Annotated in this window: 27 protein-coding genes and 3 pseudogenes; 13 read left to right on the plus strand and 17 right to left on the minus strand. The window is 68.9% G+C overall.

Features of this window, described 5'->3' with window-relative positions:
• Nucleotides 1-13: 13 nt before the first annotated feature.
• The 4 genes from AB0G28_RS37815 to AB0G28_RS37830 are packed head-to-tail and all read right to left on the minus strand — an operon-like array spanning nucleotide 14 to nucleotide 4315.
• A complete protein-coding gene (locus tag AB0G28_RS37815; RefSeq protein ID WP_361100864.1) occupies nucleotides 14-1270 on the minus strand; it encodes an MFS transporter in 1257 nt (418 codons plus the stop codon).
• 21 nt (nucleotides 1271-1291) lie between these two features.
• A complete protein-coding gene (locus AB0G28_RS37820) occupies nucleotides 1292-2479 on the minus strand; it encodes an amino acid deaminase/aldolase (protein WP_361100867.1) in 1188 nt (395 codons plus the stop codon).
• Nucleotides 2476-3330 (minus strand): SDR family NAD(P)-dependent oxidoreductase, encoded by an 855-nt coding sequence (locus AB0G28_RS37825; RefSeq protein ID WP_361100870.1) that lies wholly within the window; start codon nucleotides 3328-3330, stop codon nucleotides 2476-2478. Before AB0G28_RS37825 ends, AB0G28_RS37820 begins: the two co-directional genes overlap by 4 nt.
• A 13-nt stretch (nucleotides 3331-3343) precedes the next feature.
• Nucleotides 3344-4315 (minus strand): SMP-30/gluconolactonase/LRE family protein, encoded by a 972-nt coding sequence (locus AB0G28_RS37830; RefSeq protein WP_361100873.1) that lies wholly within the window; start codon nucleotides 4313-4315, stop codon nucleotides 3344-3346.
• Between the two features lie 108 nt (nucleotides 4316-4423).
• On the opposite strand from AB0G28_RS37830, the gene AB0G28_RS37835 reads away from it, so the two are divergent.
• Together AB0G28_RS37835 and AB0G28_RS37840 are read left to right on the plus strand one after the other, a co-directional pair.
• Nucleotides 4424-5923, plus strand: coding sequence for an aldehyde dehydrogenase family protein (locus AB0G28_RS37835; RefSeq protein ID WP_361100876.1), 1500 nt, complete (start codon nucleotides 4424-4426; stop codon nucleotides 5921-5923).
• A complete protein-coding gene (locus AB0G28_RS37840; protein WP_361100879.1) occupies nucleotides 5920-6717 on the plus strand; it encodes a class II aldolase/adducin family protein in 798 nt (265 codons plus the stop codon). Before AB0G28_RS37835 ends, AB0G28_RS37840 begins: the two co-directional genes overlap by 4 nt.
• 56 nt (nucleotides 6718-6773) lie before the next feature.
• Here AB0G28_RS37840 and AB0G28_RS37845 read toward each other — a convergent pair whose 3' ends face one another.
• From AB0G28_RS37845 to AB0G28_RS37855, 3 genes and pseudogenes are all read right to left on the minus strand, one after another.
• Nucleotides 6774-7376: a TetR/AcrR family transcriptional regulator gene (locus AB0G28_RS37845; protein ID WP_361100882.1), complete on the minus strand. Its 603-nt coding sequence runs from the start codon at nucleotides 7374-7376 to the stop codon at nucleotides 6774-6776.
• Nucleotides 7377-7429: 53 nt separating this feature from the next.
• Nucleotides 7430-7591, minus strand: a complete 162-nt coding sequence (locus AB0G28_RS37850; protein ID WP_361100885.1) for a hypothetical protein — start codon at nucleotides 7589-7591, stop codon at nucleotides 7430-7432.
• A gap of 313 nt (nucleotides 7592-7904) precedes the next feature.
• Nucleotides 7905-8758, minus strand: a pseudogene (locus AB0G28_RS37855) (IS110 family transposase); the annotation flags it as partial.
• A 302-nt stretch (nucleotides 8759-9060) separates the two neighbouring features.
• Here AB0G28_RS37855 and AB0G28_RS37860 point away from each other — a divergent pair.
• Nucleotides 9061-10269, plus strand: a complete 1209-nt coding sequence (locus tag AB0G28_RS37860; RefSeq protein ID WP_361100888.1) for a sensor histidine kinase — start codon at nucleotides 9061-9063, stop codon at nucleotides 10267-10269.
• An 18-nt stretch (nucleotides 10270-10287) separates the two neighbouring features.
• A complete protein-coding gene (locus AB0G28_RS37865; RefSeq protein ID WP_361100891.1) occupies nucleotides 10288-10965 on the plus strand; it encodes a response regulator transcription factor in 678 nt (225 codons plus the stop codon).
• Here AB0G28_RS37865 and AB0G28_RS37870 read toward each other — a convergent pair.
• Nucleotides 10950-11480 (minus strand): hypothetical protein, encoded by a 531-nt coding sequence (locus AB0G28_RS37870; protein WP_361100894.1) that lies wholly within the window; start codon nucleotides 11478-11480, stop codon nucleotides 10950-10952. The two genes, AB0G28_RS37865 and AB0G28_RS37870, sit on opposite strands and share 16 nt — an antisense overlap.
• A gap of 73 nt (nucleotides 11481-11553) precedes the next feature.
• Complete coding sequence (locus AB0G28_RS37875; RefSeq protein WP_361100897.1) at nucleotides 11554-11973, minus strand: hypothetical protein; 420 nt, start codon at nucleotides 11971-11973, stop codon at nucleotides 11554-11556.
• Between the two features lie 346 nt (nucleotides 11974-12319).
• Between AB0G28_RS37875 and AB0G28_RS37880 the strand changes: the two genes are divergently transcribed.
• The 4 genes and pseudogenes from AB0G28_RS37880 (at nucleotide 12320) to AB0G28_RS37895 (ending at nucleotide 14502) form a co-directional block, all read left to right on the plus strand.
• Nucleotides 12320-12628 (plus strand): hypothetical protein, encoded by a 309-nt coding sequence (locus AB0G28_RS37880; RefSeq protein ID WP_361100900.1) that lies wholly within the window; start codon nucleotides 12320-12322, stop codon nucleotides 12626-12628.
• Nucleotides 12629-12909: 281 nt separating this feature from the next.
• A pseudogene (locus tag AB0G28_RS37885) lies at nucleotides 12910-13041 on the plus strand (transposase); the annotation flags it as partial.
• Nucleotides 13042-13054: 13 nt separating this feature from the next.
• Nucleotides 13055-13261 (plus strand): hypothetical protein, encoded by a 207-nt coding sequence (locus AB0G28_RS37890; protein WP_361100903.1) that lies wholly within the window; start codon nucleotides 13055-13057, stop codon nucleotides 13259-13261.
• A 263-nt stretch (nucleotides 13262-13524) separates the two neighbouring features.
• Nucleotides 13525-14502 carry a sugar ABC transporter substrate-binding protein gene (locus AB0G28_RS37895; RefSeq protein WP_361100906.1) on the plus strand — a complete coding sequence of 326 codons (978 nt, stop codon included), beginning with the start codon at nucleotides 13525-13527 and terminating at the stop codon, nucleotides 14500-14502.
• A 642-nt stretch (nucleotides 14503-15144) separates the two neighbouring features.
• Here the strand turns inward: AB0G28_RS37895 and AB0G28_RS37900 are convergent.
• Entirely contained in the window at nucleotides 15145-15723 is a 579-nt protein-coding gene (locus tag AB0G28_RS37900; RefSeq protein WP_361100909.1) for a TetR/AcrR family transcriptional regulator, read from the minus strand.
• A 105-nt stretch (nucleotides 15724-15828) separates the two neighbouring features.
• Between AB0G28_RS37900 and AB0G28_RS37905 the strand changes: the two genes are divergently transcribed.
• The 3 genes from AB0G28_RS37905 (at nucleotide 15829) to AB0G28_RS37915 (ending at nucleotide 17645) form a co-directional block, all read left to right on the plus strand.
• Nucleotides 15829-16206, plus strand: coding sequence for a VOC family protein (locus tag AB0G28_RS37905; RefSeq protein WP_361100912.1), 378 nt, complete (start codon nucleotides 15829-15831; stop codon nucleotides 16204-16206).
• Nucleotides 16207-16267: 61 nt separating this feature from the next.
• Nucleotides 16268-16504 (plus strand): hypothetical protein, encoded by a 237-nt coding sequence (locus AB0G28_RS37910; RefSeq protein WP_361100949.1) that lies wholly within the window; start codon nucleotides 16268-16270, stop codon nucleotides 16502-16504.
• A gap of 793 nt (nucleotides 16505-17297) precedes the next feature.
• The gene (locus AB0G28_RS37915) at nucleotides 17298-17645 is read left to right on the plus strand and encodes a hypothetical protein (RefSeq protein WP_361100915.1); all 348 of its coding nucleotides are present in this window, start codon (nucleotides 17298-17300) and stop codon (nucleotides 17643-17645) included.
• Here AB0G28_RS37915 and AB0G28_RS37920 read toward each other — a convergent pair.
• From AB0G28_RS37920 to AB0G28_RS37935, 4 genes are all read right to left on the minus strand, one after another.
• On the minus strand, nucleotides 17638-18018 hold the full coding sequence (locus AB0G28_RS37920) for an STAS domain-containing protein (RefSeq protein WP_361100918.1): 381 nt from the start codon (nucleotides 18016-18018) through the stop codon (nucleotides 17638-17640). The genes AB0G28_RS37915 and AB0G28_RS37920 overlap by 8 nt on opposite strands.
• A gap of 62 nt (nucleotides 18019-18080) precedes the next feature.
• Entirely contained in the window at nucleotides 18081-18449 is a 369-nt protein-coding gene (locus AB0G28_RS37925; RefSeq protein WP_361100921.1) for a low affinity iron permease family protein, read from the minus strand.
• A 70-nt stretch (nucleotides 18450-18519) separates the two neighbouring features.
• Entirely contained in the window at nucleotides 18520-20034 is a 1515-nt protein-coding gene (locus AB0G28_RS37930; protein WP_361100924.1) for an alpha-amylase family glycosyl hydrolase, read from the minus strand.
• Between the two features lie 35 nt (nucleotides 20035-20069).
• Complete coding sequence (locus tag AB0G28_RS37935) at nucleotides 20070-20357, minus strand: hypothetical protein (RefSeq protein ID WP_361100927.1); 288 nt, start codon at nucleotides 20355-20357, stop codon at nucleotides 20070-20072.
• A gap of 107 nt (nucleotides 20358-20464) precedes the next feature.
• On the opposite strand from AB0G28_RS37935, the gene AB0G28_RS37940 reads away from it, so the two are divergent.
• Complete coding sequence (locus AB0G28_RS37940; RefSeq protein WP_361100930.1) at nucleotides 20465-21586, plus strand: hypothetical protein; 1122 nt, start codon at nucleotides 20465-20467, stop codon at nucleotides 21584-21586.
• 60 nt (nucleotides 21587-21646) lie between these two features.
• Here AB0G28_RS37940 and AB0G28_RS37945 read toward each other — a convergent pair whose 3' ends face one another.
• Both AB0G28_RS37945 and AB0G28_RS37950 read right to left on the minus strand, forming a co-directional pair.
• The gene (locus tag AB0G28_RS37945; RefSeq protein WP_361100933.1) at nucleotides 21647-22822 is read right to left on the minus strand and encodes a zinc-dependent alcohol dehydrogenase; all 1176 of its coding nucleotides are present in this window, start codon (nucleotides 22820-22822) and stop codon (nucleotides 21647-21649) included.
• On the minus strand, nucleotides 22819-23739 hold the full coding sequence (locus tag AB0G28_RS37950; protein WP_361100937.1) for an SRPBCC family protein: 921 nt from the start codon (nucleotides 23737-23739) through the stop codon (nucleotides 22819-22821). Before AB0G28_RS37950 ends, AB0G28_RS37945 begins: the two co-directional genes overlap by 4 nt.
• A 175-nt stretch (nucleotides 23740-23914) precedes the next feature.
• Between AB0G28_RS37950 and AB0G28_RS37955 the strand changes: the two genes are divergently transcribed.
• Nucleotides 23915-24226, plus strand: coding sequence for a hypothetical protein (locus AB0G28_RS37955; RefSeq protein WP_361100952.1), 312 nt, complete (start codon nucleotides 23915-23917; stop codon nucleotides 24224-24226).
• Nucleotides 24227-24271: 45 nt separating this feature from the next.
• Here AB0G28_RS37955 and AB0G28_RS37960 read toward each other — a convergent pair.
• Nucleotides 24272-24661, minus strand: a pseudogene (locus AB0G28_RS37960) (beta-galactosidase); the annotation flags it as partial.

A 24661-nucleotide genomic window follows, 5' to 3' on the forward strand; every position in this document is an offset into this window, starting at 1 on the left:
CGTCTTTCTTCGGTCAGCGCACTGAGCGCACGCGGTAGGTGAGCGCGGCGCCGATGGTGGCGCCGATGCCGACGGCGGTGAACAGGGCCGGATATCCCATGCCCGAGGTGATGAAGAGGCTGGCCAGCAAGGGGGCGAGGGCGGGCGGGACGAGGGCGCCGATGTTCATGATGCCGAGGTCCTTGGCGCGGCTTTCGGCGTCGGGGAGGACCTGGGTGATGAGGGCCTGGTCGACGGCCATGTAGGCCCCGAAGCCGCCGCCCATCAGCGCGGAGGAGACGAAGTAGATCGTCATGCTGGGAAATGCCGCGAGCAGGAATCCGGCCAAGGCTTGCAGGAATGCCGTGATGGCGACGAAGACGCGCCGGCGGCCGAGCCGGTCGGACAGGATGCCGGCGACGGTGGTGGCGGCGAGTCCGGCGGCGAGGTAGATGACGGTGACGAGCAGGAGGCTGGTTTCGGGGTCGGCGACCTTGAGGCCGTCGATGAGGAAGTAGAGGGAGTAGCAGGTTCCCAGTGAGTTGGCGAGGTTGACCAGGACGCGTCCGCCGAACGCCCAGGCGAAGTCGCGATGCTTGAGTGATCGGCCGAGAGACGCCACCACCGTGCGCAGCTTGAGCGTTGGCTCTGCGGAGTGCACGACGTCGCGATAGGACAACACGAACGGCAGCGTGCAGACGACGAGCAGGGCGGCGACGACGAGGTAGCCGCGTTCGGGGGAGAGGTCGAAGGCGGCGACGAGGGCGATGCCGACGACGACGCCGAGGGCTTGGGGACCGTAGATGGCACTGGAGATCAGGCCACGCTGGCGTTCGGGGACCCGGTCGGCGATCACGGCGGTGAGCCCGGCCGTGGCGGCGCTGACTCCGAGCATGGTCGCCGACCACGCGATCGTCACCCCGGTGACCGTGGTCTGCACGCTGGTGACGACCACGCCGGTGGCGAAGGCGAGCACGCCGCCGCTCAGCCACACGCGGCGCCGGCCGAAGCGGTTGCGGGAGCGGTCGCAGAGCGCACCGCAGATGGGCAGGGCGATGAGGGTGACCAGGCCGGAGATCCCGTTGACCACGGCGAAAGCGGTGACCTTGGACCCGGGATCGATGTCCTGCAACTGCTGGGGCAGCAGCAGTTGCAGAGGGACGAGGCTGGCGATCCAGTAGCCGAACCAGACCAGGCTGTAGCGTGCGGTCCAGCGGCGGGACACCGGACTGTCGAGCAGCTGTCCGGCGGGGATGATGGCGGGAACGGGCGGGGTGAACTCGGTGGACATCGGACCTCCGGGGGCGGCGGGTCAGAGGAAGGCGTGGCGTTCGCCGCGGTAGGTGGGGACCTGGTCGACCACAACTGCGCCGGACACGAGGTGGAGGACGTTGACGCGTTCGCACAGTTCGCCGGCCTTGGCGTGGCGGAGCCACACGTGGTCGCCGAGGCGTAATCCGTGCGCTGCCTCGCCGAGGACGGGGGTCTGGACTTCCCCGGCTCCTTCGAGCGGGGTCAACCGGAGTCCGGTGGGCCAGGTCAGGGTCGGTTGCCGGTCGGCACCGATGGGACCGGAGGCGATCCAGCCGCCGCCGAGAAGTGTGGCGATCTTCGCGGTGGGACGGCGGACGACGGGGAGCACGAAGAAAGCGGCCGGGTGGGGCCGGAAGCGGCGGTAGAAGTCGAACAGGCCCGGGCCGTAGAGCCCGGATCCGGCGCCGACTTCGGTGATGACGTGTTCGGCGGAGGTCTGTTCGATGGAGCCGGTGCCGCCGCCGTTGACGAATTCCAGGGGAGCGATTTCCTCGACGGCAGCGATCGCGGCGGCGCGGCGGTCGGCGAGTTCCCTGGCGGAGAGACGCTGCATTGCCCGCAGGGCCGCGCGTTTCAGTGGCGAGCCGGGCTGGTTGTCGCCCAGTCCGGCGATCTGGCCCTCGTAGGACATGACGCCGACGAGGCGGAAGCCGGGCCGGTCGCTGATCGCCCTCGCCAGCGTCGCGGCGTCCTGCGGGCTGTGCACCGGGGAGCGGTACGGCCCGAGGTGGATGCGGCCGCCGAGCAGTTCCAGCGCCGCGTCCAGGTCGATGCAGACCTGGATGTCCGGGCGGCCGGGTCCGACGGCGTCGTCGACGAAGTCCAGGTGCTCGATGGAGTCGATCATCAGGGTGATTCGCGCGGCGGCCTGTTCGTCGCCGGCGAGCTTGCGGAGCGCGTCGCGGTCGGCGGTCGGGTAGCCGATGACGACGTCCTCGTGGTCGGCCGCCAGCAGCAGGGCTTCGGGCAGGGTGAACGCGAGGATGCCGTGATATCCGGGACGTGCGGTCACGCGCTGGATCAGCTGACGGCTGCGGACCGACTTGCTGGCCAGGCGGATGGTGGCGGCGCCGCCGGTCCGGCGCGCGAGCTCGGCGGCGTTGCTGTCGAACGCGTCGAGATCGACGACGGCGAACGGCGGGTCCAGGTGTTCGGTCGCCTTCGCGAGCTGGGCCATGCGGGTCATTTCGGTCCTCCGGGCACCGTGAAGAGGTGGGTCTTGCCGCTGTCGATCAGCTGCTGTCGTTTGCGTTTTCCGGCAGCTTCGACAGTGGGAATGAGCCAGCGGATGATCTGGGGCAGGGCACCGGCGATCCGCTGCACGCGGCCGGCCAGCGGCGGGAAGACGATCTCCACGGGCTTGGTGGTGATCGCGTCGACGACGATCCGGGCGACGTGTTCCGGGGACGTCGACTTTTCCGAGAAGGCGGTGACCGAGGTGGGGTCGGCCAGTTCCTGTTCGAGCATCTTGGTCCGGGTGGACGGTGGGTGCAGGATCGTGAAGTGCAGCGGGCCGTGGCGTTCTTCGAGGGCGACGGCGTGGTGGAAGGCTCGGATCGCGTGCTTGGTGCCGCCGTAGGTGGCGTAGCCGGGCAGCGCCAGGAACGACGTCATGCTGCAGATCGTGATGAGGTGTCCGCGTCCCTGTGCGGTCATGCGGGGCAGCGCGGTGTGGATGCCGGTCATGGTGCCGAGCAGGTTGACTTCGACGATGTCCCGGTGCTGCTGGAGACTGAGGTCGCGGGCGTGTCCGGTGTGGATGATCCCGGCGTTGTTGACCAGGACGTCGACCGGGCCGAACGTGGCCTCGGCCGTGTCGAACGCCTTGGCCCAGCTCGCTGCGTCGCGGACGTCGAGCCGGAACGCGGCGGCCCGCGTGCCCAGTCTGCGGGCGGTTTCCTGAACGGCGTCGGCGTCGATGTCGGTGAGCAGGACGCGGTGTCCGCGGGTGATCGCGGCTTCGGCGATCGCGGCGCCGATGCCGGTGGCGGCTCCGGTCACCAGGACAACGCGGTCGGTTTCGGGCTTTCTGCGCATGGCGTTCTCCTGATTACAGCTGGAAGATTTCGATGCGGCCGCCGTCGAGCTTGGCGGCGTCGATCGGGTCGTCGGTCGGGACCGTGGCGGCGAACAGCGTGCGACCGTCGTCCCCGGCGACGAGGCAGCTCAAGGTGTGCTGGCTGGTCACCACCCGGCCGAGAACGCGACCGCCCCGGGCCACGTGGACGCACTCGCCGCGCAGCGCGTTCGCGACCCACACGCTTTGCCCGTCGCAGTCCCACGCGAGCCCGTCCGGGGCGATCGGCGAGGAGGACCTCTTGGCGATCGCGGGATGATCCAAGAGCGCCGAGATCCGGCGGGTGATCCGCCCGGGCAGTCCGGGATGGGTGACCAGGCGCCACAGCAGCGGTGAGACGAGCGAGCCCCACGGCTGCGGGCTGCCGAGCGTCCCGTCTTCCTTGATCGGGAACGACGTGATGCGCAGGCCGAGCGTTTCCGCGGCGACCAACGTCGTGCCGTCCGCGGTGAGCAGGAAGCCGTTGGGGAACAACGCCGGTTCCGACAGGCCGAGCAGTCGACCCTCCAGGTCGAAGACGGCGATCGGCGCCTTCGGCGGTCCTGGCGGCGCATAGAGCATCGAATTCGGGTGTTCGCGGTTGAAAGCGTGGTAGTCGAAGCCGAAGTTGCCGACGTAGCAGCGTCCGGCCGGGTCGACGAGCATGTCGTTGACCGGGCCTTCGGCGATGTCGCGCAGGTCCGCGTGCTCGACCAGGTCGCCGTCGTTCTCGAGGCGGTAGACGCAGCCGCCGTCCATCGACACGACCAGCATCCGCCCGTCGGGCAGCCAGCCGAGCCCGCCTGCGCGGCCTGGCACCTCGATGACCGTCTCGGCCTTCCCGGTCCCACTCCAGCGGTGCACCGTGCCGTGCGCAAGGTCGGAGAACCACAGGGCGCCGTCGTGCCAGCGCAGGGACTCGGGCACGCCGAAGCCGTCGAGGGCGATCGATGCTGTCCGTTTCATGCCAGAAGCTCCCTTGCGATGAGTTGGACGCTTGTACTGGACACTTGACTTGCACGAGAGACCGTCTCATTCTGGAGGGACAGAGTCAACGCCCCCGCAGGAGATTTCGTGACGCAGCCGCACACCCTGACCGCGGGCATCGCGGTGGACAATCCCGCTACCGGAGCAGTCATCGACCACGTGGAAGAGGCTTCCGCCGCCGACGTCGCACAGGCTGTCGCCCGCGCCAGGCGAGCTCAGCACGGCTGGGCCCGCCTGAGTCCCCGGGCCCGGGCCAGGCTCTTCGCCCGCGCGCGGCTGTGGCTGCTGAGCCACCGCCAGGAAGTCGTCGACACGATCGTCGCGGAGAACGGCAAGGCCGCCGAGGACGCGATCGTCGAGGTCGTCTACGGCGTCACGGCTTTTGCTTACTGGGCAAAGAAAGCGCCGCGCCTGCTCGGCAACGCGAGAGTGCGGACGCTGTCGCCGCTGGTCCTGGGGCGGCGGATGTACACCCGCCGTGTGCCGGTGGGCGTGGTGGGCATCATCGGGCCGTGGAACAACCCGCTGATCAACTCCTTCGGTGACGCGATTCCCGCGCTCGCCGCCGGAAACGCCGTGGTGCTCAAACCGTCCGAGTACACCCCGATGACCGCGCTCCTCATGGAGAAGATGACGCGGGAGTGCGGCTGGCCGGACGGGGTCTTCCAAGTCGTCACCGGCGCTGGGGAGACCGGGCGTGCGCTGGTGGACACCGCCGACTTCATCATGTTCACCGGCTCGACCAAGACGGGCCGCGCGGTTGCCGCACGGGCGGGTGAGCGGCTCGTTCCGTGTTCGCTCGAACTCGGCGGCAAGGACGCGTTGATCGTCCTGGCGGACGCCAACATCGAGCGAGCCGTGAACCTGGCGGTGCACGGCGCGCTCGTCAACGGCGGCCAGATGTGCACCTCCGTCGAGCGGGTCTACGTCGAAGCCGCGGTCTACGACGCATTCGTCAACCGCCTTCGTGAGCAATTCGCCCAAGTTGCGGACGTGGGCGCGATGACCTTCCCGCCCCAGCTTTCGACGGTGACCGAGCACGTCGACGACGCCGCCCGGCGGGGCGCACGGGTACTTCACGGAGGCCACGCCGGGGCGGGCCCCGGGCGGTTCTTCGAGCCGACACTGCTGGTCGACGTCGACCACTCGATGGCGTGCATGCGCGAGGAAACCTTCGGGCCGACGCTGCCGGTCATGAAAGTGGCGAACGCGGAAGAGGCGGTGCGGCTGGCCAACGACAGCCCCTATGGCCTGCAGGCGACCATCGCCGGCTCGGACACCGGCCGGGCTCGGCGGCTGGCCGAACAGCTCGAGGTCGGCTGTGTGACGATCAACGACGTCCAGTCGAACTACATGGCGCTGGGACTGCCCATGGGCGGCTGGAAGGAATCGGGCCTCGGGGTCCGGCACGGCGCCGAGGGCATCCGCAAGTACACCAAGCTGCAAGCGGTGTCGGTCAACCGGTTCCCGCTGAGCCGGGACCTGCACATGCTTCCGTTCAACCCAGCGAACTACCGGTTCATCCTGAACCTGGTGAAAGCGATCCACGGCCGCCGGCCGTTCTTCGGCAAGAAGGGAACACGATGACCACCGTCCACCATGATTCCGTCGGGCAGATGCCCGAAGGCGTCGAGCTTCCGCTGCCGCCGCAAAACCCGACCGTGGACGAAGAACGCCTGATCCGCAAACAGGAACTCGCCGCGGCGTTCCGGCTGTTCGCGCGGTTCGGCTTCTCCGAAGGCGTCGCCGGGCACATCACCGCCCGCGATCCCGGCAACCCCTCGGCGTTCTGGGTCAACCCGTTCGGGATGTCCTTCAGCCAGATCAGGGTGTCCGACCTCATCCTCGTCGACCACGACGGCAACCTCCTCGAAGGCAGGCGGCCGGTCAACACGGCCGCCTTCTGCATTCACTCGGAGGTGCACCGGGCCCGCGCAGACGTCGTCGCGGCCGCGCACACCCATTCCGTGCACGGCAAGGCGTTCTCCAGCCTCGGAATCAAGCTCGACCCGATCACCCAGGACGCCTGCGCGTTCTACGACGACCACGGCCTGTACGCCGACTACAGCGGGGTCGTCAACGACACCGAGGAAGGCCGCCGGATCGGTGTCGCACTGGGTGAGGCCAAGGCGGTCATCCTGCGCAACCACGGGCTGCTCACCGTTGGCGCGTCTGTCGCCGAAGCCGCCTGGTACTTCATCACCATGGAGCGTTCCTGTCAGGCGCAGCTGCTCGCCATGGCCGCCGGCGAGCCCACCCTGATCGACCCCGACACGGCGCGGATGGTGCGGGACCAGATCTCCGGCCCGTTGCCCGGCTGGTTCCAGTTCCGGCCGCTGTGGGACCAGATCACCAAGGCCGAGCCGGACCTCTTCGACTGAGCGGACAGCGCCGAGCAGGGGGAAGGGCGGACGCGGGGCCCGCACTTCCCCCTGTTTCAGTCCTCTGTGGATGGAGGTTTGGCGGCGAGGGTCATGAGGTGCTCGCCGGTCAGCCGGAGAACCTCACGGCTGTGCTTGCTGTCACGGTCGATCAGCCAGGTCATCGTGACCCCGTCCAGCACCGAGTTCAGGTAACGGGCGAGGACCGGAACAGGCACGGTCCACTGGATCCCGGCCCGGTCGGCGGTCTCCCTGAGGAGTTCTTCATGGACCTCCAGGTAGTGCCGGTACTGCTGGAGTGCCAGGGCCTCGTGCCCCATCTGGCGCAAGGCGTGCTGGGAAAGCTCGTAACTGAGCTGGTGCTCGCCGGGGTTCGCCTCCACACCCGCCCAAAAGGTCGACAGGCTCTTGACGATGATCGAGCTCAGGTCGTCCTCGCCGGCGAACGCCCGCCTGGTCTCGGCGACGAGGCTGTCCGTGGTCCGGGTGATCACCTCCTGCAGGAGCTGCTCGCGGGAATCGAAGCAGTAGTGGAAGACGCCCAAGGTCATCCCGGCCTCGCTGACGATCGCCCGCGTGGTCGCCTTAGCGACCCCATCCCGGACCATCACCCTGAGCGCGGCCGCGATCAGTTCTTCCCGACGGTCCTTCAACGCCATGCGAGCCATCCGGCTACCCCCTCCCTCCCGATCACCAGGTTCCGCTCCGCACGTTACCACGGCGTCTTGGACAGTTGACCAGTTAGGGGGCGAGGGAGCGGATCGCGGTCGTGCAGGAGCGACCGGATGCCGGCGTTGAGCACGGCCAGCAACTGCATCGCGAGCAACGCACCGGCGGCGCTACCGACGACCAGCTCAATGCTGATGAACAGCACGACCGCCAGTGGAGGCGGCCTGACGGTCTGGCTGAGCCATAGCGGCTACGGAGTGTGCCTTCCATCTGCAGCACCGCGACAACAATGCCCAGCACGATCAGGGCGGCAAAGAACACCACACCGTGACGTCGCCGCGATGTATATCAAAATAGACTCAATTCGGCACCGCATATCCAAAATTGTTCTGTGGGGTTAGGGGACCTTATTCGAATATGGAAGAACAGGTCAGAGCGCTGGAAGAGCTCCGCGAGAAGCTCCCCAGCCTCGATACCCCCGAGCCGCCGTCGACGACGCCATCCACCTCTACAACCTCGGCTGATCCTCGCCCGAGTCGGCGACCAGGCATCGAGGTCAGGACCCCGGCGAGAGGGTGCGCATCAAGTATCCCCTCGACCTGTTCAGCGACCTGTTTCCGTTGCTGCAGGACGGTTTTCAGGCTGTCCGCCAGGCGCGGCAAGACGGTGTCGGCGGCGGTGCCTGGGACGGTGACGGTCTGTTCGTCCAGGGCGGTCATGATTGCCTCGACCAGCCGCTCGCCCATGCGGGGCGCGTGAGCCTTGGCGATCGCGGTGAGCTTGCGACGCCCGGCCTTGGCGAGCCCGGCCGGGCCGCCGCAACGGGACAGGATTTCCAGCACCGCCGGGTGGCTGATCTTGGGGCCGATGGCGCGCTCCAAAGCGGGGTGGATGCCGGTGAGCAGGCCGCGGATGCGGTTGCTGAGGCGGGTGGTTTCGCCGGCCAGGTCGTCGTCGAACCCGACCAGGACCTCCAGCTCCGCCAGGGCCTCGTCCCCGACATCGACCGGGCGCAGGGTGTGGGGCAGGGAGCGGGCGGCGTCGGCGATGACGAACGCGTCGCGGGCGTCGGTTTTGGCGCGGCCGGGGTAGAGGTCGGCGATGCGGCGCATCGCCAGCCCGGGCAGATAGGCGACCTGATGTCCGAGGTCGCGGGCGACTGCGACCGGCAACGCCCCGATCGTGGCGGGCTGGTCGACCACAACCAGCAGCGGCCCATGCTTGGCGAGTTTGTCGAACAGGGCTTCAGTTTGGGTTCGGTGTTGGGCAGCGGGGCGTCGTGCAGCCGGTTGCCGTCGGGGTCGAGTCCGACCGCGTGGTGGGCTTCCTTGCCGACGTCCAGGCCGAGGAACACGCTGAAAGTGCTGCTCATCCGCCCTGCCGTTTCGCTCGTCGGATGTGGCCACCGAGTCGGGCATCGAGCGCCGGCACCCACGTTACGAGGAGACCTACCTTCCGGTGGCCGTGTCCCTATCAGCGGTCGGTCGATGCCACCAGACCCGGTGACACCCCCCGGATCATGCATTTGACTGGGGGACAAAGTCATGCCGGGCCTGGCGACCACAGCTCCCTGGATCAGGAACCACGAAGAAGGTAACGGGGGTCAACCCGGGCGGTACCCAACGTCAACTCCGGGTTCACGACTACCCGGGCATCGCTGGCTACCGTGTCCTGGTGTGGGCGGCGAAGACGCGGGCGCGGCGGTACGGCACGGCTCATCCGCTGCTGGTGGACGCCGTCGTGTCTTGGCTGCTCGTCGTCGGGATCGTGCTCGCCGCCCGGTACAACTACGCGATCCACGGCCGGGAGTTCGATCTGCCCGGCATGCTGCTGACCGCCGCGGCCACCCCGCCGATCACGCTGCGCCGCCGGGCACCGGTGACCGTGCTGCTCGTCTGCCTCGCCGGGTCACTGGCGTCGGTGATCGCGGGCTACTGGGACGCGCTGAACAACTTCGGCCCGCTGCTCGCCGTGTACACGGTCGCGGTGTTCCGATCCCGGCTCGTGTCGGTTTCCGGCGCCGTGCTCGCCACCGCCGTGCTGGCAGGCGAGGGGATCGCCGCCGAGCTGGGACCGCCGTGGCTCTTGGTCCTGCTCGCCGCGGTGTTCTGCGCGGTCGTGTGGGCAGTGGGCGACGTCCGCCGGATTCTCACCGAACGCAACGCCCAGCTGGCCGCCCTGACCAGGCGACTCGAGCGGGACCGGGAGGCACAGGCCCGGCGTGCCGTCACCGAGGAGCGCATGCGCATCGCGCGGGAACTGCACGACGTGCTGGCCCACCACATGTCGGTGATCGCCGTCCAGGCCGGGCTGGCCCGTTACGTGCTCGAATCCGACCCACCCACCGCGATCGGCGCGCTGCGGGCGATCGGCGACACGAGCAGCCAGGTGCTGGACGAGATGCGCCGGCTGCTGGCGCTGCTCCGGCCGGACCCCGATCCGGCTGACGATTCCGCGCCCGCGTTCAGCCTGGACCGGATCGACGCGCTGGTCGACCGTGTCAGGGCACTGGGCGTGCCGGTCGAGCTGACGGTCAGCGGCGTCGTCCGCGCTCTGCCGGACAGCGTCGCCCTGTGCGTGTACCGGATCGTTCAGGAGTCGTTGACCAACGTGGTGAAGCACGCCGGAAAGGCGCGGGCGAGCGTGTCACTCGACTACGGCGACGCCGGCTCCGAATCGTTCACCGCCCGCATCGTCGACGACGGCCGGGACGGACGCGTGCCCGAGGAAACCGGCGGTCACGGCCTGATCGGCATGCGCGAGCGCGCGAAACTCTACGGCGGCACGCTGACCGCGGGTCCCCGGGCGCACGGCGGATTCGAGGTCGTACTGGAACTGCCGGTAACCTCGACGGGAGGATCGGGCAGCGGCGGACGCGGGTGACCTGGGGGAGCGAACGCGATGGTTCGGGTTCTGGTCGTGGACGATCAGGTGCTGATTCGTGCCGGGCTGGCCGCGTTGATCCGCGCCGCACCGGGATTCGACGTCGTCGGCGAAGTGGACCGCGGGGAACAGGCCGTCGCCGTGACCGCGCGAGAGCAGGTCGACGTGGTGCTCATGGACATCCGGATGCCTGGGTTGAGCGGGATCGCGGCCACCGAACGCATATTGGCCCATGCGTCCGAGCACCGGCCGAAGGTGCTCATCCTGACCACTTTCGACCTCGATGAATACGTCTACGGGGCGCTGCGGGCAGGCGCTTCCGGTTTCCTGCTCAAGGACGCGCCGCCCGAGCGGATCCTGGCCGCGATCCAGGCGGTCGCCGCCGGCGACACGTTGTTCGCCCCCACCGTGACCAGGCGGCTGATCGAGGCGTTCGGCCCGCCCGCCGACGACCGGCGGATCCCCGCGCTGACGTCGCTGACCCTCCGGGAGACCGAAGTGGTCCGCCTGGTCGGGCACGGCATGTCGAACGCGGAGATCGCCGGGCGGCTGACGGTCAGCGCGGGCACGGTGAAGACCCATCTCAACCGCGCCATGACCAAGCTCGGCGTGTCCAGCCGCGCCCAGGCCGTGGTCGTCGCCTACGAATCCGGGCTGGTTGTCCCTGGGGCGCGCGGAAATCAGCCGGGTGTGTAGAACTCGTCGATCTCCTCCTTGAGGGAGAAATCCGTGCCGTCGTCGGCGACGGCGACGACATCGGTGGTGGACCGGTCGACCACGAATACGGCGAAACAGCGCTTGCCGGAATACGAATCGACACCGATCGATTGGCCGACACGTTTTCCCGCCACCACGGCGTAAACGTCACGCACTTTCGAATCCACCAGCCCGTAAAGCACCACGAGATGGTCGTCCACGGCCTGCATGGCTGCGTTCACCGGGTGCCGCGCGTCGAGTTCCAGACCGCACGCCGGAATGCCCTGCCGGTCGCGCTGATCGACCGCGATGCAGTACGCGTCCGCCGGATCGCGGTAACTCACCAGGCGCCAGTCCCGGCCCGCCGCGTGGTACTCGGAAACGACGCCGACCGTGGCGGGCCGGACGCCCTGATCCGGCCGTGGGGCCGGCTGGTCCTGCTGTGCCGTCGCCGCGCACCCGGCCAGCGTCGCCGTGGCCAGGCAGGCGATGGCGGCGGTCGTCGCCACCTTCATCCCGTCCTCCGATTCCAGCGCACGCGGGATGCGGAGCCCCCGACCAGCCCCACATCCCGCGCCTGCACCTTGGTCAGTTGGTGTAGATCCAGACCTTCGCGTGCAGCGTGCCGGTGGTTTCGACGCGGGTGTAGACGTCCCCCTCGTGGTAGGTCCACGGGCTGCACAAGCTGGCGTGGCTGTCGTAGAACTTCCCACTGGACCACACCGACGCGTGGCTGCCGGCCGCGCGCAGGGAGAACTTGTAGCCATTGCCGCGGTTCACCACGTCGGCCCGGATGCACGTCTGCGCGTTCAAGGACGCGTGCCGGTTGTGGGTCGACCGCTTGCCGTTGCTCCAGGTGCCCAGATCCTGCGAGTAGCTGGCCTTCAGCTGTACGGAATCCGCCGACGCGGGCGACGGGCCGGTGGCCGCGTGAGCCGGCGCTGCGACGGCCATGGTCGCGGCGGCCGCGATTCCGGCCAGCCCGGCACGGATGAAGTGACGGTTCATGGTTCCTCCTCGGATTTCCCGGCGCATTCACCGGGCGGTCCTCCGCCGATACCGGTGTGCGCAAGGAAAACCTAGTGAAAGGGCAGGAGGTAAACATCTCCCGCCGACGTTACTTCCGGCGTGAATCGCACAGCAGTCACCACACTTCGGTACACCCCGGCGGCAGCCGAGCCTCAACCCTCGCGGTATTTCGCGACGAGGAATCAGGCTCGGACGCACACCGCCGACGCCCCCGAAGTACTCTGGCGACCCGAGCCGAGCCACGTTGCCGACACCCAGATCGAAGCGTTCCGCCAGTGGCTGCGCGAAGAGCGCGCGGAGCGGACGTCGTCGACTACGACAACTCGTGCCGCCGGCGCGGCTGACTGGGCACACCGGCCGGGTCACGTCGCTCACGTTCAGTCCGGACGGCAAGGTGCTGGCCAGCGGGAGCCAGGACAGCACCGTCCGGCTGTGGAACGCGGCGGGCCCGATCGGCGTGCCACTGGCCCACCACAGCGCGGTCAGAGCGGTCGCGTTCAGCCCGGACGGACGGCTGCTGGTGACCGCCGGCGGAACCGCCGTGACAGTGGCCCGGCGGCTCGATGCCGGCGGCCATCGACGGGGGCCGGAGACTGGGCCTGTGGGACGTGCACCGAGTTTCGGCTCGGTCTGACCGAACGAGGCCTGTCCTACGTCCTGGCGGTGAAAGCGACAACCACGGCCTATCCTGCTGCCACGGTTCCACGGACCTTGCTACACCCCCGGCGTCGGCCGACGGCCGGTTCCGCGCTACCGCGACCAGCCTGACAACCTGAAAACCCTGGTCATGGCAGCCGGACGGAAAGCCGGGAAGATGGTGACCTGTCGGCACGGCTCCCGCAAGACTCCGGGTAACCCCACCGCTGCCCTGCGATCGAGATTCCTGGCCTTGCGTGTCCGCCCGGGGAACCCGCACCCACCGGCTATTGGCTCTCCACCCTGCCCGCCGACACACGTCTGCGGGATCTGGTACGGCTGGCGAAGATCCGCTGGCGCATCGAGCACGACTACCGCGAACTCAAAGACGGCCTCGGTCTCGATCATTTCGGCCACGATCGAGGTGATCACCGAAATCGGTGAGGTGGTCACGGTCGGGAAGTTCGGTGCTGACGAGTCCGGCTATGCGGAAATGCTGCCGGTCGGACGCAGGTTTCCCGAGCGGGCCTGGGCGGTGGAAGGCTGTAACGGCGTCGGCCGGCATATCGCCCATCGGCTGGTCCACGACGGCGAGACGGTGTTGGATGTGCCGGCGAAAATGTCCGCTTAAGCTCTTGAGAATCGGGATCCTGTCGCACGATCGCGAACGCGGCCACCTGGGGCTGTGAATTTCGCACCACCGATGGGACCGGTGCGCCAGGAACGTTCCCTGTGGACGGTGAGGACGTGCAATCCCTTGACTCCGGCTGCGACGGAGGCTAGAAGATAGAGCGCCCTTACGGACTGCGCCGATAGTTGATTTACCACGTTCGACATTCCGCGCGGCCGATTTCCTGACGCGAAAAATATTTTCATGGTTCCGAAGGAGTGACTGTGCAATCGTTCAAGATGCGTCTGGCCGGTGTCGCCGCGTTGGCCGCCCTGGTTCTCACCGCGTGCAGCGGCCCGGAGGCGGAGCAGTTCACCACCTCCGGCGTGCCGGGTCCGAGCGGTGGGAAGCTGAAGGTCGCGGTCATCACGCACGGCAGCCTGGGGGATGCGTTCTGGAACGTGGTGCAGAACGGCGCCTTGCAGGCAGGGAAGGACCTGGACGTCAGCGTGACTTACTATTCCGACGGCGACCCCGTCTCCCAGGCCAAGCTGATCGACAACGCCGTCGCCCAGAGGGTCGGCGGGCTGGTGGTCTCGATGGCGAATCCGCAGGCACTGCAGACGTCGGTGCAGAATGCGGTCAAGGCGGGCATCCCGGTCGTCACGATCAACTCGGGCGAGGACTCCAGCGTGGCGTTCGGCGCCATCGCGCACGTGGGGCAGAGCGAAGGACTCGCCGGGTACGGCGCGGGACAGCGGCTGAAGGACGCGGGCAAGACGCACCTGCTGTGCGTGATCCATGAAGCCGGGAACGTCGGCCAGAACCAGCGCTGCGACGGTGCGAAGCAGAGCTTCAGCCACGCGACCACACTGCAGGTCGACATCAACAACCCGAGCGACGTCCAGGCGCGCATCCGCGGCGCGCTCGAGGCGAACCCGTCGATCGACGCGGTCCTCGCCCTGAACTCGCAGATCGCGGGGCGCGCGTACAGCGCAGCGAAGGAGGCGAGCTCGAAGGCCCAGGTCGCCACGTTCGACCTCAACAGCGAGGTGGTGTCGGGCATCAAGAGCGGCGACATCCTCTTCGCCATCGACCAGCAGCAGTACGAGCAGGGCTACCTGCCGATCGTGATCCTCAAGCTGTACACGCAGAACGGGAACACCCTCGGCGGCGGCAAGCCGGTGCAGACCGGCCCCGGCTTCGTCGACAAGTCGAATGTCGACGCGATCACGCCGTACATCCAGGGCGGGACCCGTTGACGGGTCATCGGCTCCGCGCCCGCCAGCCGGGAACGGGTTCCGCTACGGTGGGGACCGCCGGACGAGCGGTGTAACTCCTGATCATGATTGCCCCTGATGACCGGCATGGCTGCTCGGGCTGTAGCGGCCGGTGCGGACCCGGCGTCGATCTCGTCGAACGGCCGGCGGAGGATCATGCCGAATTCTGTCCCGTCGGCGTCGAGCTTGCGCAGCTGACGTTTGACGAGATCCAATGCAGGAGCACGCTGAGGTCCGACTGGCCACTGAGCTGTCCTCGGCGCGAAACGAGCCCCGGACGCTGAAGGGCCGGCCTTCTGCCGCGACCGCTCCCGCGCATTCGGCAAGAGGCGGATGCGGGAGGCTGGGAAACTGCGGCCTGACGCGCCGACCCCGGAACGGCTGGCCATCGGCCTGAGGGTGCCCTGCGAGGCGATTGTCTGCTCGCGCAGACCGAGCACGACGTCAGGCCGCCTTCAGCGGTCACCTTCTCGGTGTAGCGGCGGCTCCGCTCGGCGGACATGGCTTCGTTGGCCCTGCCGTGGACGGCGAGCACCGTGACGCCGGGACCGGCCAGCTCCAGCGGTGACGTCCAGGCGTAGTGCCCGTCGACCAGCAGGGGCCCGCCCATGAGGTCGAACGGGTTCAGACGCCGAGATGGCCGAGGGCGTCCTCGACCACGCGCGCGACGAACGCGGCGTCGAGCGGCTCGCGGGAGAACCAGCGACGGTAGAACAGCGGGCCGGCGACGGCGGCGGTGACGTCGGCCGGCCCGCGATCCGCGGCGAGCTCGCCGCGGGCTCGCGCGCGTTCGGTCACCACGCCGAACGGAGCCATCAACCGGGCGTGCAGATCCGCATGGAGCCCGGCCAGCTCGGGCTCACGCTCGGCGGCGTCCACGATGGAGGGCAAGACCGCCGCCCAGCGGGCGCTCCGCAGCTGCTCGGCCAGCGCTTCGGTCAAGGCGACGAGATCCCCGCCGAAGCTGCCCGTGTCGGGAACCGGAGGCGCCGACCCGATCGTCGAGCACGCCTCGACCAGCAGCGCGGCCCGGGACGGCCAGTGGCGGTAGATCGTGGTCTTGGACACGCCAGAGCGTCGCGACACCTCGTCGATGCTGACACCGCCGATACCGCCCGCCGAGAGCAACTCGTACGTCTGGGCGAGCACCGCCGCCTTGGACCGCTGGACGCGAACGTCGACGAAGTCCCCGGATCGGGCCACGTTGCGATCTCCGTTCCTTGTCCGCAGAGAAACAGTACGGTACAGTACCGTACTGTTTCGTGGAGCCGGACGGTCCGGCTCACCGGGAGCAGCCAGGAGAACGCCATGAAGCTCGCCTCAGTACGCCTCGTCACCGACGACCTGCCCGCCCTGACCGCTTTCTACTCCACGCTCACGAACACCGAGCCGGTGACCCCCTTCGGCCCCGGCGACTACGCCGAACTGCACACCGAAGGCGGCATCATCGCGCTGGCCAGCAGCGCGGCCGTCAGGCGTTTCAACACCGACGCCGTCGTGGCCGCCGCCAACCGATCCGCCATCATCGAGTTCGAGGTTGACGACGTCGACGCCGAACGCGCCCGCCTGGACGACCAGGTCACCGACTGGGTCCAGGAACCCACCAACCAGCCATGGGGAAACCGGTCGATGCTCTTGCGCGACCCCGACGGCAACCTGATCAACCTCTACTCCACCGGACACTGAACGGCACCGGCAGAGGAAAATCAGCGGCAACACCATCTTCATCGCCGGCGCCGCCTCCGGCATCGGGTTCGGCCTCGCCCCACGGCTCCGAGGTAACACCGTCATCATCGGCGGCCGCCGCGCAGATCGGCTCGCCGACCTTCGCGCCGAACATCCGGCGATCGACACCGTAGTCATCGACACGACCAGCCCGGCCTCCATCGCCGCCGCAGCAGACAAAGTGCTCGGCCGGCACCCGGACCTCAACGGCCTCGTCGCCATGGCCGGCATCATGCAGCCCGAGAGCCTGCGCGTTTAGCTCACCGACACAGCCGTCCAGGTCATCGAGCTGGTGCCGCCCGCCGTACGGGCCACCCTGATGAACCAGCAGGACTCACCCGACGCCATGTCGCCTGATGAGTACCACGACGAGACAATCGCCCGGCTGGAAGCTGGACCCGACGCCGCCCAGATCCTCGGTCCAGGAACTCGACGGTGGACATCCGTCCGTAGAACGCGAACCTCAGCCTGTGGTCCCGGCCGGTTGCTGGCGACGTCGGGCGCCGGTCCGACGGGGAGACACCGCGTCTGTGGGAGTCGCTGGTTGGGTAGTGCTGAACATCGCGCACCTCGGTACTTGAGGCGGGTTCGGGTCGTGGGTGGAATGCAGTCGCCTGGCGTCGGTGACGAGGTCGGGGCTGATCTGCACTCGAATGGCCGTACTCGGTGCCCGGAAGCCTGTGGTCGAGCCCGGGCCTGGTCGTGCTCGGACCGTGGTGGCGCTGCCGTTGGTGTTCGCGAGGTTCCTGCCACTGAACGTCGCGGTGTGCCTGCACGCGGAGCGGCCCCGCCGGTCGGCCGCCGGACCGGCGAAGCCGAAACCGGGCTTCTCCGCGCCGGACGACCTGACCTGCGGCTCTTACCGTGCTCCGGAGGTCACGCCCGTCTGGGACGACAAGCCGGGTAGCCCCTCAGGACGGGGGTACCCGATGGTCACGAGACGCGCACTGTGGCAACGGCAGGCCCGCCGGTGCGGTCGCGCAGTGAGCCTGTCGTGGACCTACCGCACGAAGGCGACTCGCCGCGAGCAAGGGCCGAAAGGAGCATCCGGAATGGCGACACGCATCGTGACCAGCAGCCGCGCGATGGCGGCCGAAGCCGACATCGTGCTCAACACCGCCTCCGACGCCACCCGCGCGAAGGCGTGGTTGCCGGGTGGCGACTCCCACGCCTACGACCTCGACTTGCGTGCGGCGGAGGGCCGGGTGGAGTGGCACCCGGCCGATCACGACGGCTGGGCCGGGCACCTGCGGGTCGTCGACAGCGGGACCGGGGCAAGCCAGGCCGAGCTGCAGGTGGAGGTCGATGAGGCCGTCGACCCCGACGAGGTGTGTGCGACCCTCGACGGCGCACTTCGCGCTCTGGCGGCCGAGGTGGACCAGAACTTCAACGTCAGCTGACCGGCCTGAGCCAGGCGCGGGCCTCGGCGACGGTGGGCTTGATGGTCATGACGCGGTCCAAGGCGGTCAGCTGCAGGTGCCGGAGCATCGCGCGCTGGGCGCTGACGAGGCAGAACGCGACGCCCGCGGACTTCGCTGCCTGAGTGAAGATCTGGAGTGCCGCGAGCCCGGAGGAGGAGAGGAAGGTGACTCTGCCGAGGTCGGCGATCACCGCGCTCGGCGGCCCCGCGAGGGTCGATTCGAGGTGCTGGGTGAAGACGCGTGCCGTGGCGAGGTCGATCTCGCCGGACACGATCGCCAGTACCACGCCGGCGTCGCGGGTGATGGACAAGGCGAGGTTGTCTCGCCAGTAGTCCCCGCCGGAACGGCGCACCAAACCATCGTGGAAGCAATCCTGCATTGCCGTGCTCCTTGCTGTCGTCGAAGAGCGCGCGTTCAGGCTGCGCTTTCGTGGTCTTCGAGCCCCACTGCTTTGCGCAGCTGGGCGCAGTCGCGGTGCAGCTGCGGGTGGTCGTCGGCGAGGTGGTCCATCAGGTGGCACAGGCCCGAGGCGATGGCGTTGAGCTTGTGCTGGGTGGCGTCGTCGGAGCGTTTCTGGGTGTTCTGCAGCAAGGCGACGAGCAGGAACGTCACGATCGTGGTCGCGGTGTTGATGATCAGCTGCCACGTGTCGACGCTCGGCAGGATCAGGAACGACGGTGCCCACAGGACGACCACCAGGACACAAAGCACGAAGAACCACGCGCGCGAGTTCGAATTTGCTGATGACGCCGGCGAACCGGTCGAACGGTCCGAGATGCGCATTCACGTCCAAGGGCATGGTGGCCGGTCGGGAAGAGGAAGAAGTGGTCACGTCGGCGAATCCCTCCGCGAGTCAGTAACGTCCGGTCGCCGGCGTGCGCGTGGCCGGAACCCGGTACGTCCAGTGGGGTGCCCGGCGTTCCCGCCGCGACCGCCGAACCAGGACCAGCAGCCAGAGCACTCCGATCAGCGCGATCACGCCCAGGCCGGCCCAGGTCGTCACGGTGTACACCGTCGTCACGTCCCCGGGTGGTACGACGAGGCCGCGCGGGTCGAACTGCGCCACCTGTCCGGTCAGCACCAGGGTGATCACCAGCGCGATGGCCGACATCGAGTCCCACAGCGCGTGCAGCAGCGCGACGCCGAGGAACGCCAGTGCCAGGCGGGCGCTCAGCACGAAGTGTTCACGCGTGCTCCACGCGAACAGCAGCCCGCCCAGGATGGCGGTCCACAGCCCGTGCCCGACCGGCGCGAGCAGCCCGCGCAGCAGCTCGGTCGTGACCAGGTCGGAAAGCGACAGGCCTCGGGCGGTGAACAACGACGTGAGCGCGTAGCCCGCGGATTCGAAGGCGGAGAAACCGAAACCGACCGTCGCGCCGAGGATGATCCCGTCCCGCATGGACTTCACGGCCAGCCCGCGGGTCAGCAGGGCGAGCGCGACCAGCTTGACCGCCTCCTCGATGAGCCCGACCCCCACGTACAACCACGTCGACGGGTACAGCAGGTAGGTCTCCAGCACCGAAGCGCCGAGCACGCCGAGCACCCCGCCGACGAAGAAGGTCCGGAACACCAGCTCGGCGGTGATCTCCCCGGAGTCGCGGCGCTCGAACGCCCACGCCACGAACGTCACCGGGACCAGCAGTTCGTCCTCGGGCACGTTCGCCTCGGCGAGCAGCACGGCGTTCCCGCGTTGCCAGGAAGCGGTTTCCCGCAGCCGCCGCAGGAGACCGAAGTCCTGTCGCCCGCGTGACTCGATGAGGAACGGGGCCGCGTCGATCCGGAACCCCGCGACGCCGAGCCGCAGCCAGAAGGTGACGATCTTGGCCAGCTCGGCCCGCACCTGCGGGTGTTCGACGTCGAGCTCGGGTTGGAAGCGGTAGAACCGGTGCCGGTACCAGCGGCCGACTGCCTCGGCGTAGGTCCAGGTCTCCTCTTCGGACCCGGGGAACACGGCGCCGTCCCACCGGTCGGCCGGTTCGCGGTCGGCCCAGACGTACCAGTCGTGGTGCGGCGCCTCCCGGCCGGAGAGGGCCGACCGGAACCAGGGGTGCTCGTCGCTGGTGTGGTTGAGGACCAGGTCGAGCACGATCCGGATGCCGGCCTCGTCGGCCTGGCTCACGAGCTCGGCGAAGTCCCCGAGCGAACCGAACCGCGGGTCGATGCCGTAGTAGTCGGTGATGTCGTAGCCGCCGTCGCGGCGAGGCGAGGGATGGCACGGGTTGAGCCAGATCGTGTCGACGCCGAGCCGGCCGAGGTAGTCCAGCCGGTCGGCGAGGCCGCGCAGGTCACCGACACCGTCGTCGTCGGAGTCCTGAAAGGTCTCGATGTCGAGGGAGTAGATCACCCCGTTGCGATACCACCGGTCCACGATGCGGCGGCTACCCGCGGTCCCCGGGGACAAACTCAGTCATGAGCCCGCGCGAGGTGCTGGCCGCGGAGGAGGGCGTAGAGGTGGTCCGGGTCGTGGGGGAGAGGGAATCCCTTGGCGCAGGCCCGTTCGGCGTCCTGCCGGATGCCGCGCAGCGCACCGGGGGACAGCTCCGGGACGCCCGGGCCTTCGGAGCGCAACCAGTCGAGCAGGTCGTGCCAGCCTGCCCAATCACCGGCCGCCACCACCGTTCCCACCGCGGCACGGTCGAACTCTTCGGCACGCAGATCTTCGTCGGTCGTCGTTTCGTCCTTTTCGGTCATGCCACGGGCGATACCCGGTGACCCGGACGGCAAACGCCCGGCCGTTTGCAGGTGATCGAGCCGGGAACCCGATGTGCTGATCTCGCAGACCGAGGAAAGGCTCGAGGATGACTGCCCAGAGTGCACCGGAGGCCCTCGTGGTGGGGTTGCTGACCGATGACGGGTTGCCCGGGCAGCTCGCCGGGAGAATCGCGGACGGCCTGCCCGCCCGTCTCGCCCGCGACCTCGGCGAGGAAACGTCCTGGCGCGTCGAGCACGAGACGCGGTCCCTTCCGCTGAACGAGGAAGGTGACATCCCCATGCTGGCCGTGGCGGAGGAGCGCCGGGCCGAACACGGCTGGGACCTGCTGGTGCTGGTCACCGATCTGCCGCGGCGATCCGGCACGGTCCCGATCGCGTCGGACTACAACGTCGACCACGGCGTGGCGATGGTGTCGTTGCCCGCGCTCGGGGCGGTGCGGCTGCGCGGCCGGGTGTCCCGGCTGGTCGTCCACCTGATCCGGCACCTGGTCGTGCGCCGCACGGCGAAGGAGGCCGATCCGCCGCGCGGGATCGTCGACCGGCTGCGTGACCTGGTCGCGCCGACGCGGCACATCCGGGGCCGCGGCGCCGCCGACGAGCACCTGGCTTTGGTGGGTGTGCGTGGCCGGGTGCGGCTGCTGGCCGGGATGATCCGGGACAACCGGCCGTGGCGGCTGGTGCCCAACCTCGCCGGAGCGACCGCGGCCGCGGCGGCTACTGCCGCGTACGGCATCATCACGACCTCGTTCTGGAAGCTCGCCGAAGCGCTCCCGGAGTTGCGGCTGGCGGGGATCACGATGTTGGCGATCGTGGTGATGGCGGGCTGGCTGATGGTGCACAACCGTTTGTGGGATTCGCCGTCCGGGCATCTCGATCGGCGCAAAGCGGTGTTGTACAACGCTTCGACCGCGCTGACGTTGTCGATCGGTGTCGCCTGCATGTACGCCATCCTGTTCGGGTTGGCGCTGGTGGCGTCGATCGTGCTGGTCGAAGGCACCTACTTCGGGCAGGTTCTCGGCCATCCGGCCGGGCCGGGATCGTACCTGAAGCTGGTGTGGCTGGCGACTTCCGTGGGCATTGTCGCCGGCGCGGTGGGTTCGAGCGTCGAAGACGAGGAACGCGTCCGCCGGGCGACCTACAGCCGGCGTGAGCAGGAGCGGCAGCAGCGCAATCGCGAGCGCGCCGAGGAATCCGACGGTGACGACTGAGTGACCACCGGGTTCCGCGCCCGGCCACCGGGCTCGCCGGTGGCCGGGCGCGTTCACCCATCAGGGCTTGAGGACGACCTTCTCGCAGTTGTCCTGCTTGTTCTTGAACAGCTCGAAGCCGCGTGCGGCCTCCTCCAGCGGCAGGGTGTGGGTGATGATGCGGGTCGGGGCGAGCTCGCGGCGTTCGATGCGGTGCAGCAGCGGTTTCAGGTAGCGCTGCACGTGGCACTGCCCGGTCCGCAGGGTCAGCGACCGGTTCATCCACGCCCCGGCGGGGAACTTGTCGAGCAGGCCGCCGTAGACGCCGATCACCGAAACCACGCCGCCACTGCGGCAGGACATGATCGCCTGGCGCAGCGCGTGCGGCCGGTCGGTCTCCGACCGCACGGCCTGCTTGATCCGGTCGTAGGCGGCGATGTGCGCGCTGCCGTGGGTGGCTTCCAGCCCGACCGCGTCGATGCACTTGTCGGGTCCGCGGCCGCCGGTCAGTTCCAGCAGCCGGGACCGGACATCGACCTCGTCGAAGTTCACCGCGATGTGGCCTGCCTGTTCCGCCAGCTGCAGCCGGTAGGGCTCCTTGTCGATGGCGATGACCTTGGCGGCGCCCAGGAGCCGGGCGCTGTCCATGGCGAACTGGCCGACCGGGCCGGCGCCCCAGACCGCGACCACGTCGCTGGAGGTGATGTCGCACATTTCGGCGCCCATGTAGCCGGTGGGCAGGATGTCGGAGAGGAACAGCACCTGTTCGTCGGTCAGGTCCGACTCGATCTTGATCGGGCCGACGTCGGCGAACGGCACGCGCGCGTACTGCGCCTGGCCGCCCGCGAAGCCGCCGGTGAGGTGGGAGTAGCCGAAGATCCCGGCGACCGGGTGGCCGAACATCTTCTCCGCGATCCCGGCGTTGGGGTTGGAGTTCTCACAGCAGGAGTACAGCTCGGCGGCGCAGGCGGCGCACGCGCCGCAGGCGATCGGGAACGGCACGACGACCCGGTCCCCGACGCGCAACTTGCCCGGGTCGACGCCCGGGCCGACCTCGATCACTTCACCCATGAACTCGTGGCCGAGGACGTCGCCGTCCTGCATGGTGGGGACGTACCCGTCGACCAGGTGCAGGTCGGAGCCGCAGATGGCGGTGGAGGTGATCCGGACGATGGCATCGCGGTGGTTGAGGATCCTGGGGTCGGGGACGTCGCGGACTTCGACCTTGTTGCGGCCCGCCCAGGTGGTGGCCCTCATGCGTCCGCTCCCTTCTCCAGTTCCGCGTCCGACAGCGGTTGCGCCGGACGCTGCGGGAATTCCTTGCGTGCCTGCTTGCCCCACGGGGCGCCGTCGGATCGGACGACTTCGCCGGTTTCCAGGACCTGCTTGAGGCGGCGCAGGTCGTCGTCGAGCTGTTGGTGCGGTTCTTCGCCGTAGTACTTGGCGACCGCCTTGCCGACCGCGCCGCCGGGGATCTCGTAGGCCAGGACGACGTTGACCTCGGTGCTCTCCCCGTCGGGGGCGGGGGTGAACCAGACGGTGCCGGCGTTCGGGACGGCGGCTTTCCCGGTCGAGCGCCACGCGATCCGCTCGCTCGGCGTCTCTTCGGTGATCTCCGCATCCCATTCGACGTCCTGGCCGAACGGGGCGCCTGCGGTCCAGTGGCTGGTCCGGTCGCCGGTGGCGCGGACCTGCTCGAGGTGGGCCATGAACGTGGGAAGGTTCTCCAGGTCGCGCCAGAACGCGAAGACGTCCGGCGGGGGTTTGCGAATGGTGGTCACTGCGGTCAGTTCCACGGAATCTCCTTTGCGTGCGCCCCGCGCTGCCCGCGCGGAGCTCGTGTGTTCGGCGCGGGTGGCCTGCACGGCGGTCAGCAGGTCCAGCGCGGTGATCCCGGCGATGGCGCCAGTGACCCCGGCGAGCCGCCGCCGGCGGCGCCCGCCACGATGGGCGAGGGCGATGCCGAGCGCGGTCAGGTCCATCGCGTCGCCTGCGACCCGGGTCCACGCCCAGACACCCTTCCGACGGCCGGCCAGGAGCCCGGCCGCGTGGACCAGCTCCCGCACGCCGACGGCCGGCACCACCGCCCGCGACTTCGCCGAGTCGTCGACGCCGCTGATCCGGCGCACGGTGTGCGGGGCGGCCAGCTGCGCCACGCCAAGGCCCAGGCTCAACCAGCCCAGCCGCCGCACTCTCTCTTGCTCTCTTCGTTCCGTTGTCGGGCTCATCCCGCGGCGGCTACCCCTCGCCGATCCGGCTAACCCACCGACCCGTTCGAGCGGCCACGGTTATCGGGATCCCCGAAGGAAATTCGCTGCCCGAGGGGAAATCCACGACGAGGAGGAAGCCGTGAAGGCAGTGGTGTACGAAGGGCCGCGGCAGGTCAGCGTCAAGGACGTACCGGACGCGAAGATCGAACGGCCGACCGACGTCCTGGTGCAGATCACGTCGGCGAACATCAACCTCGTCCGGACTGGGCCGACCGGGCTGTGTTCGCCGCGCTGGTTCGGCTGTTGCCCAAGAGGCTGCGGGCACACCGGCTGGTCACCCCGGGCACGATCCTGCGCTGGCATCGGCGCGCCTGGTAGCCGCGAAGTGGACCTATCCACTATCCACACCGGGTCGGGCGTCCACCCGTTGACGAGGCGATCGCCGGGCTGACCGAGCGCATGGCCAGGGAGAACCACAGCTGGGGGTACCAAAGGATTAGCTGAAAGCCGTTCCGTTGTCGGAGGACAGCGACCCGGTCAACGTCACCGACCGGGAACTGCCCGACGTGTTGCGCACCGACACGTCGTAGCTCAACGTCTTGTTCGCCACCGACGTACGCACGAAGGTGTCGCTGACGGACACCGCCGGGTATGTCCGCAGGAACGCGGACCGGAAGATCCCCTGCGGTACCGCCTCGGACCAGTCGGCGGCGTCGGGCACCAGGTACCGGCCGTTGGATGCCTTCAACGCGCCGCGGCCCTTCACGTCGACGCTGATCGTGTGGGTGCTGCCGGGGGCCGCGTAGGCGGTGATGTCGAAATTCGACGGCGTGAACGACGTGGTCTGCGTCGCCACCACCCGGCCGTCGACCGACAGCGTCGCCTG

The organism is Amycolatopsis sp. NPDC021455, assembly GCF_040640995.1.
Taxonomy (GTDB): domain Bacteria; phylum Actinomycetota; class Actinomycetes; order Mycobacteriales; family Pseudonocardiaceae; genus Amycolatopsis.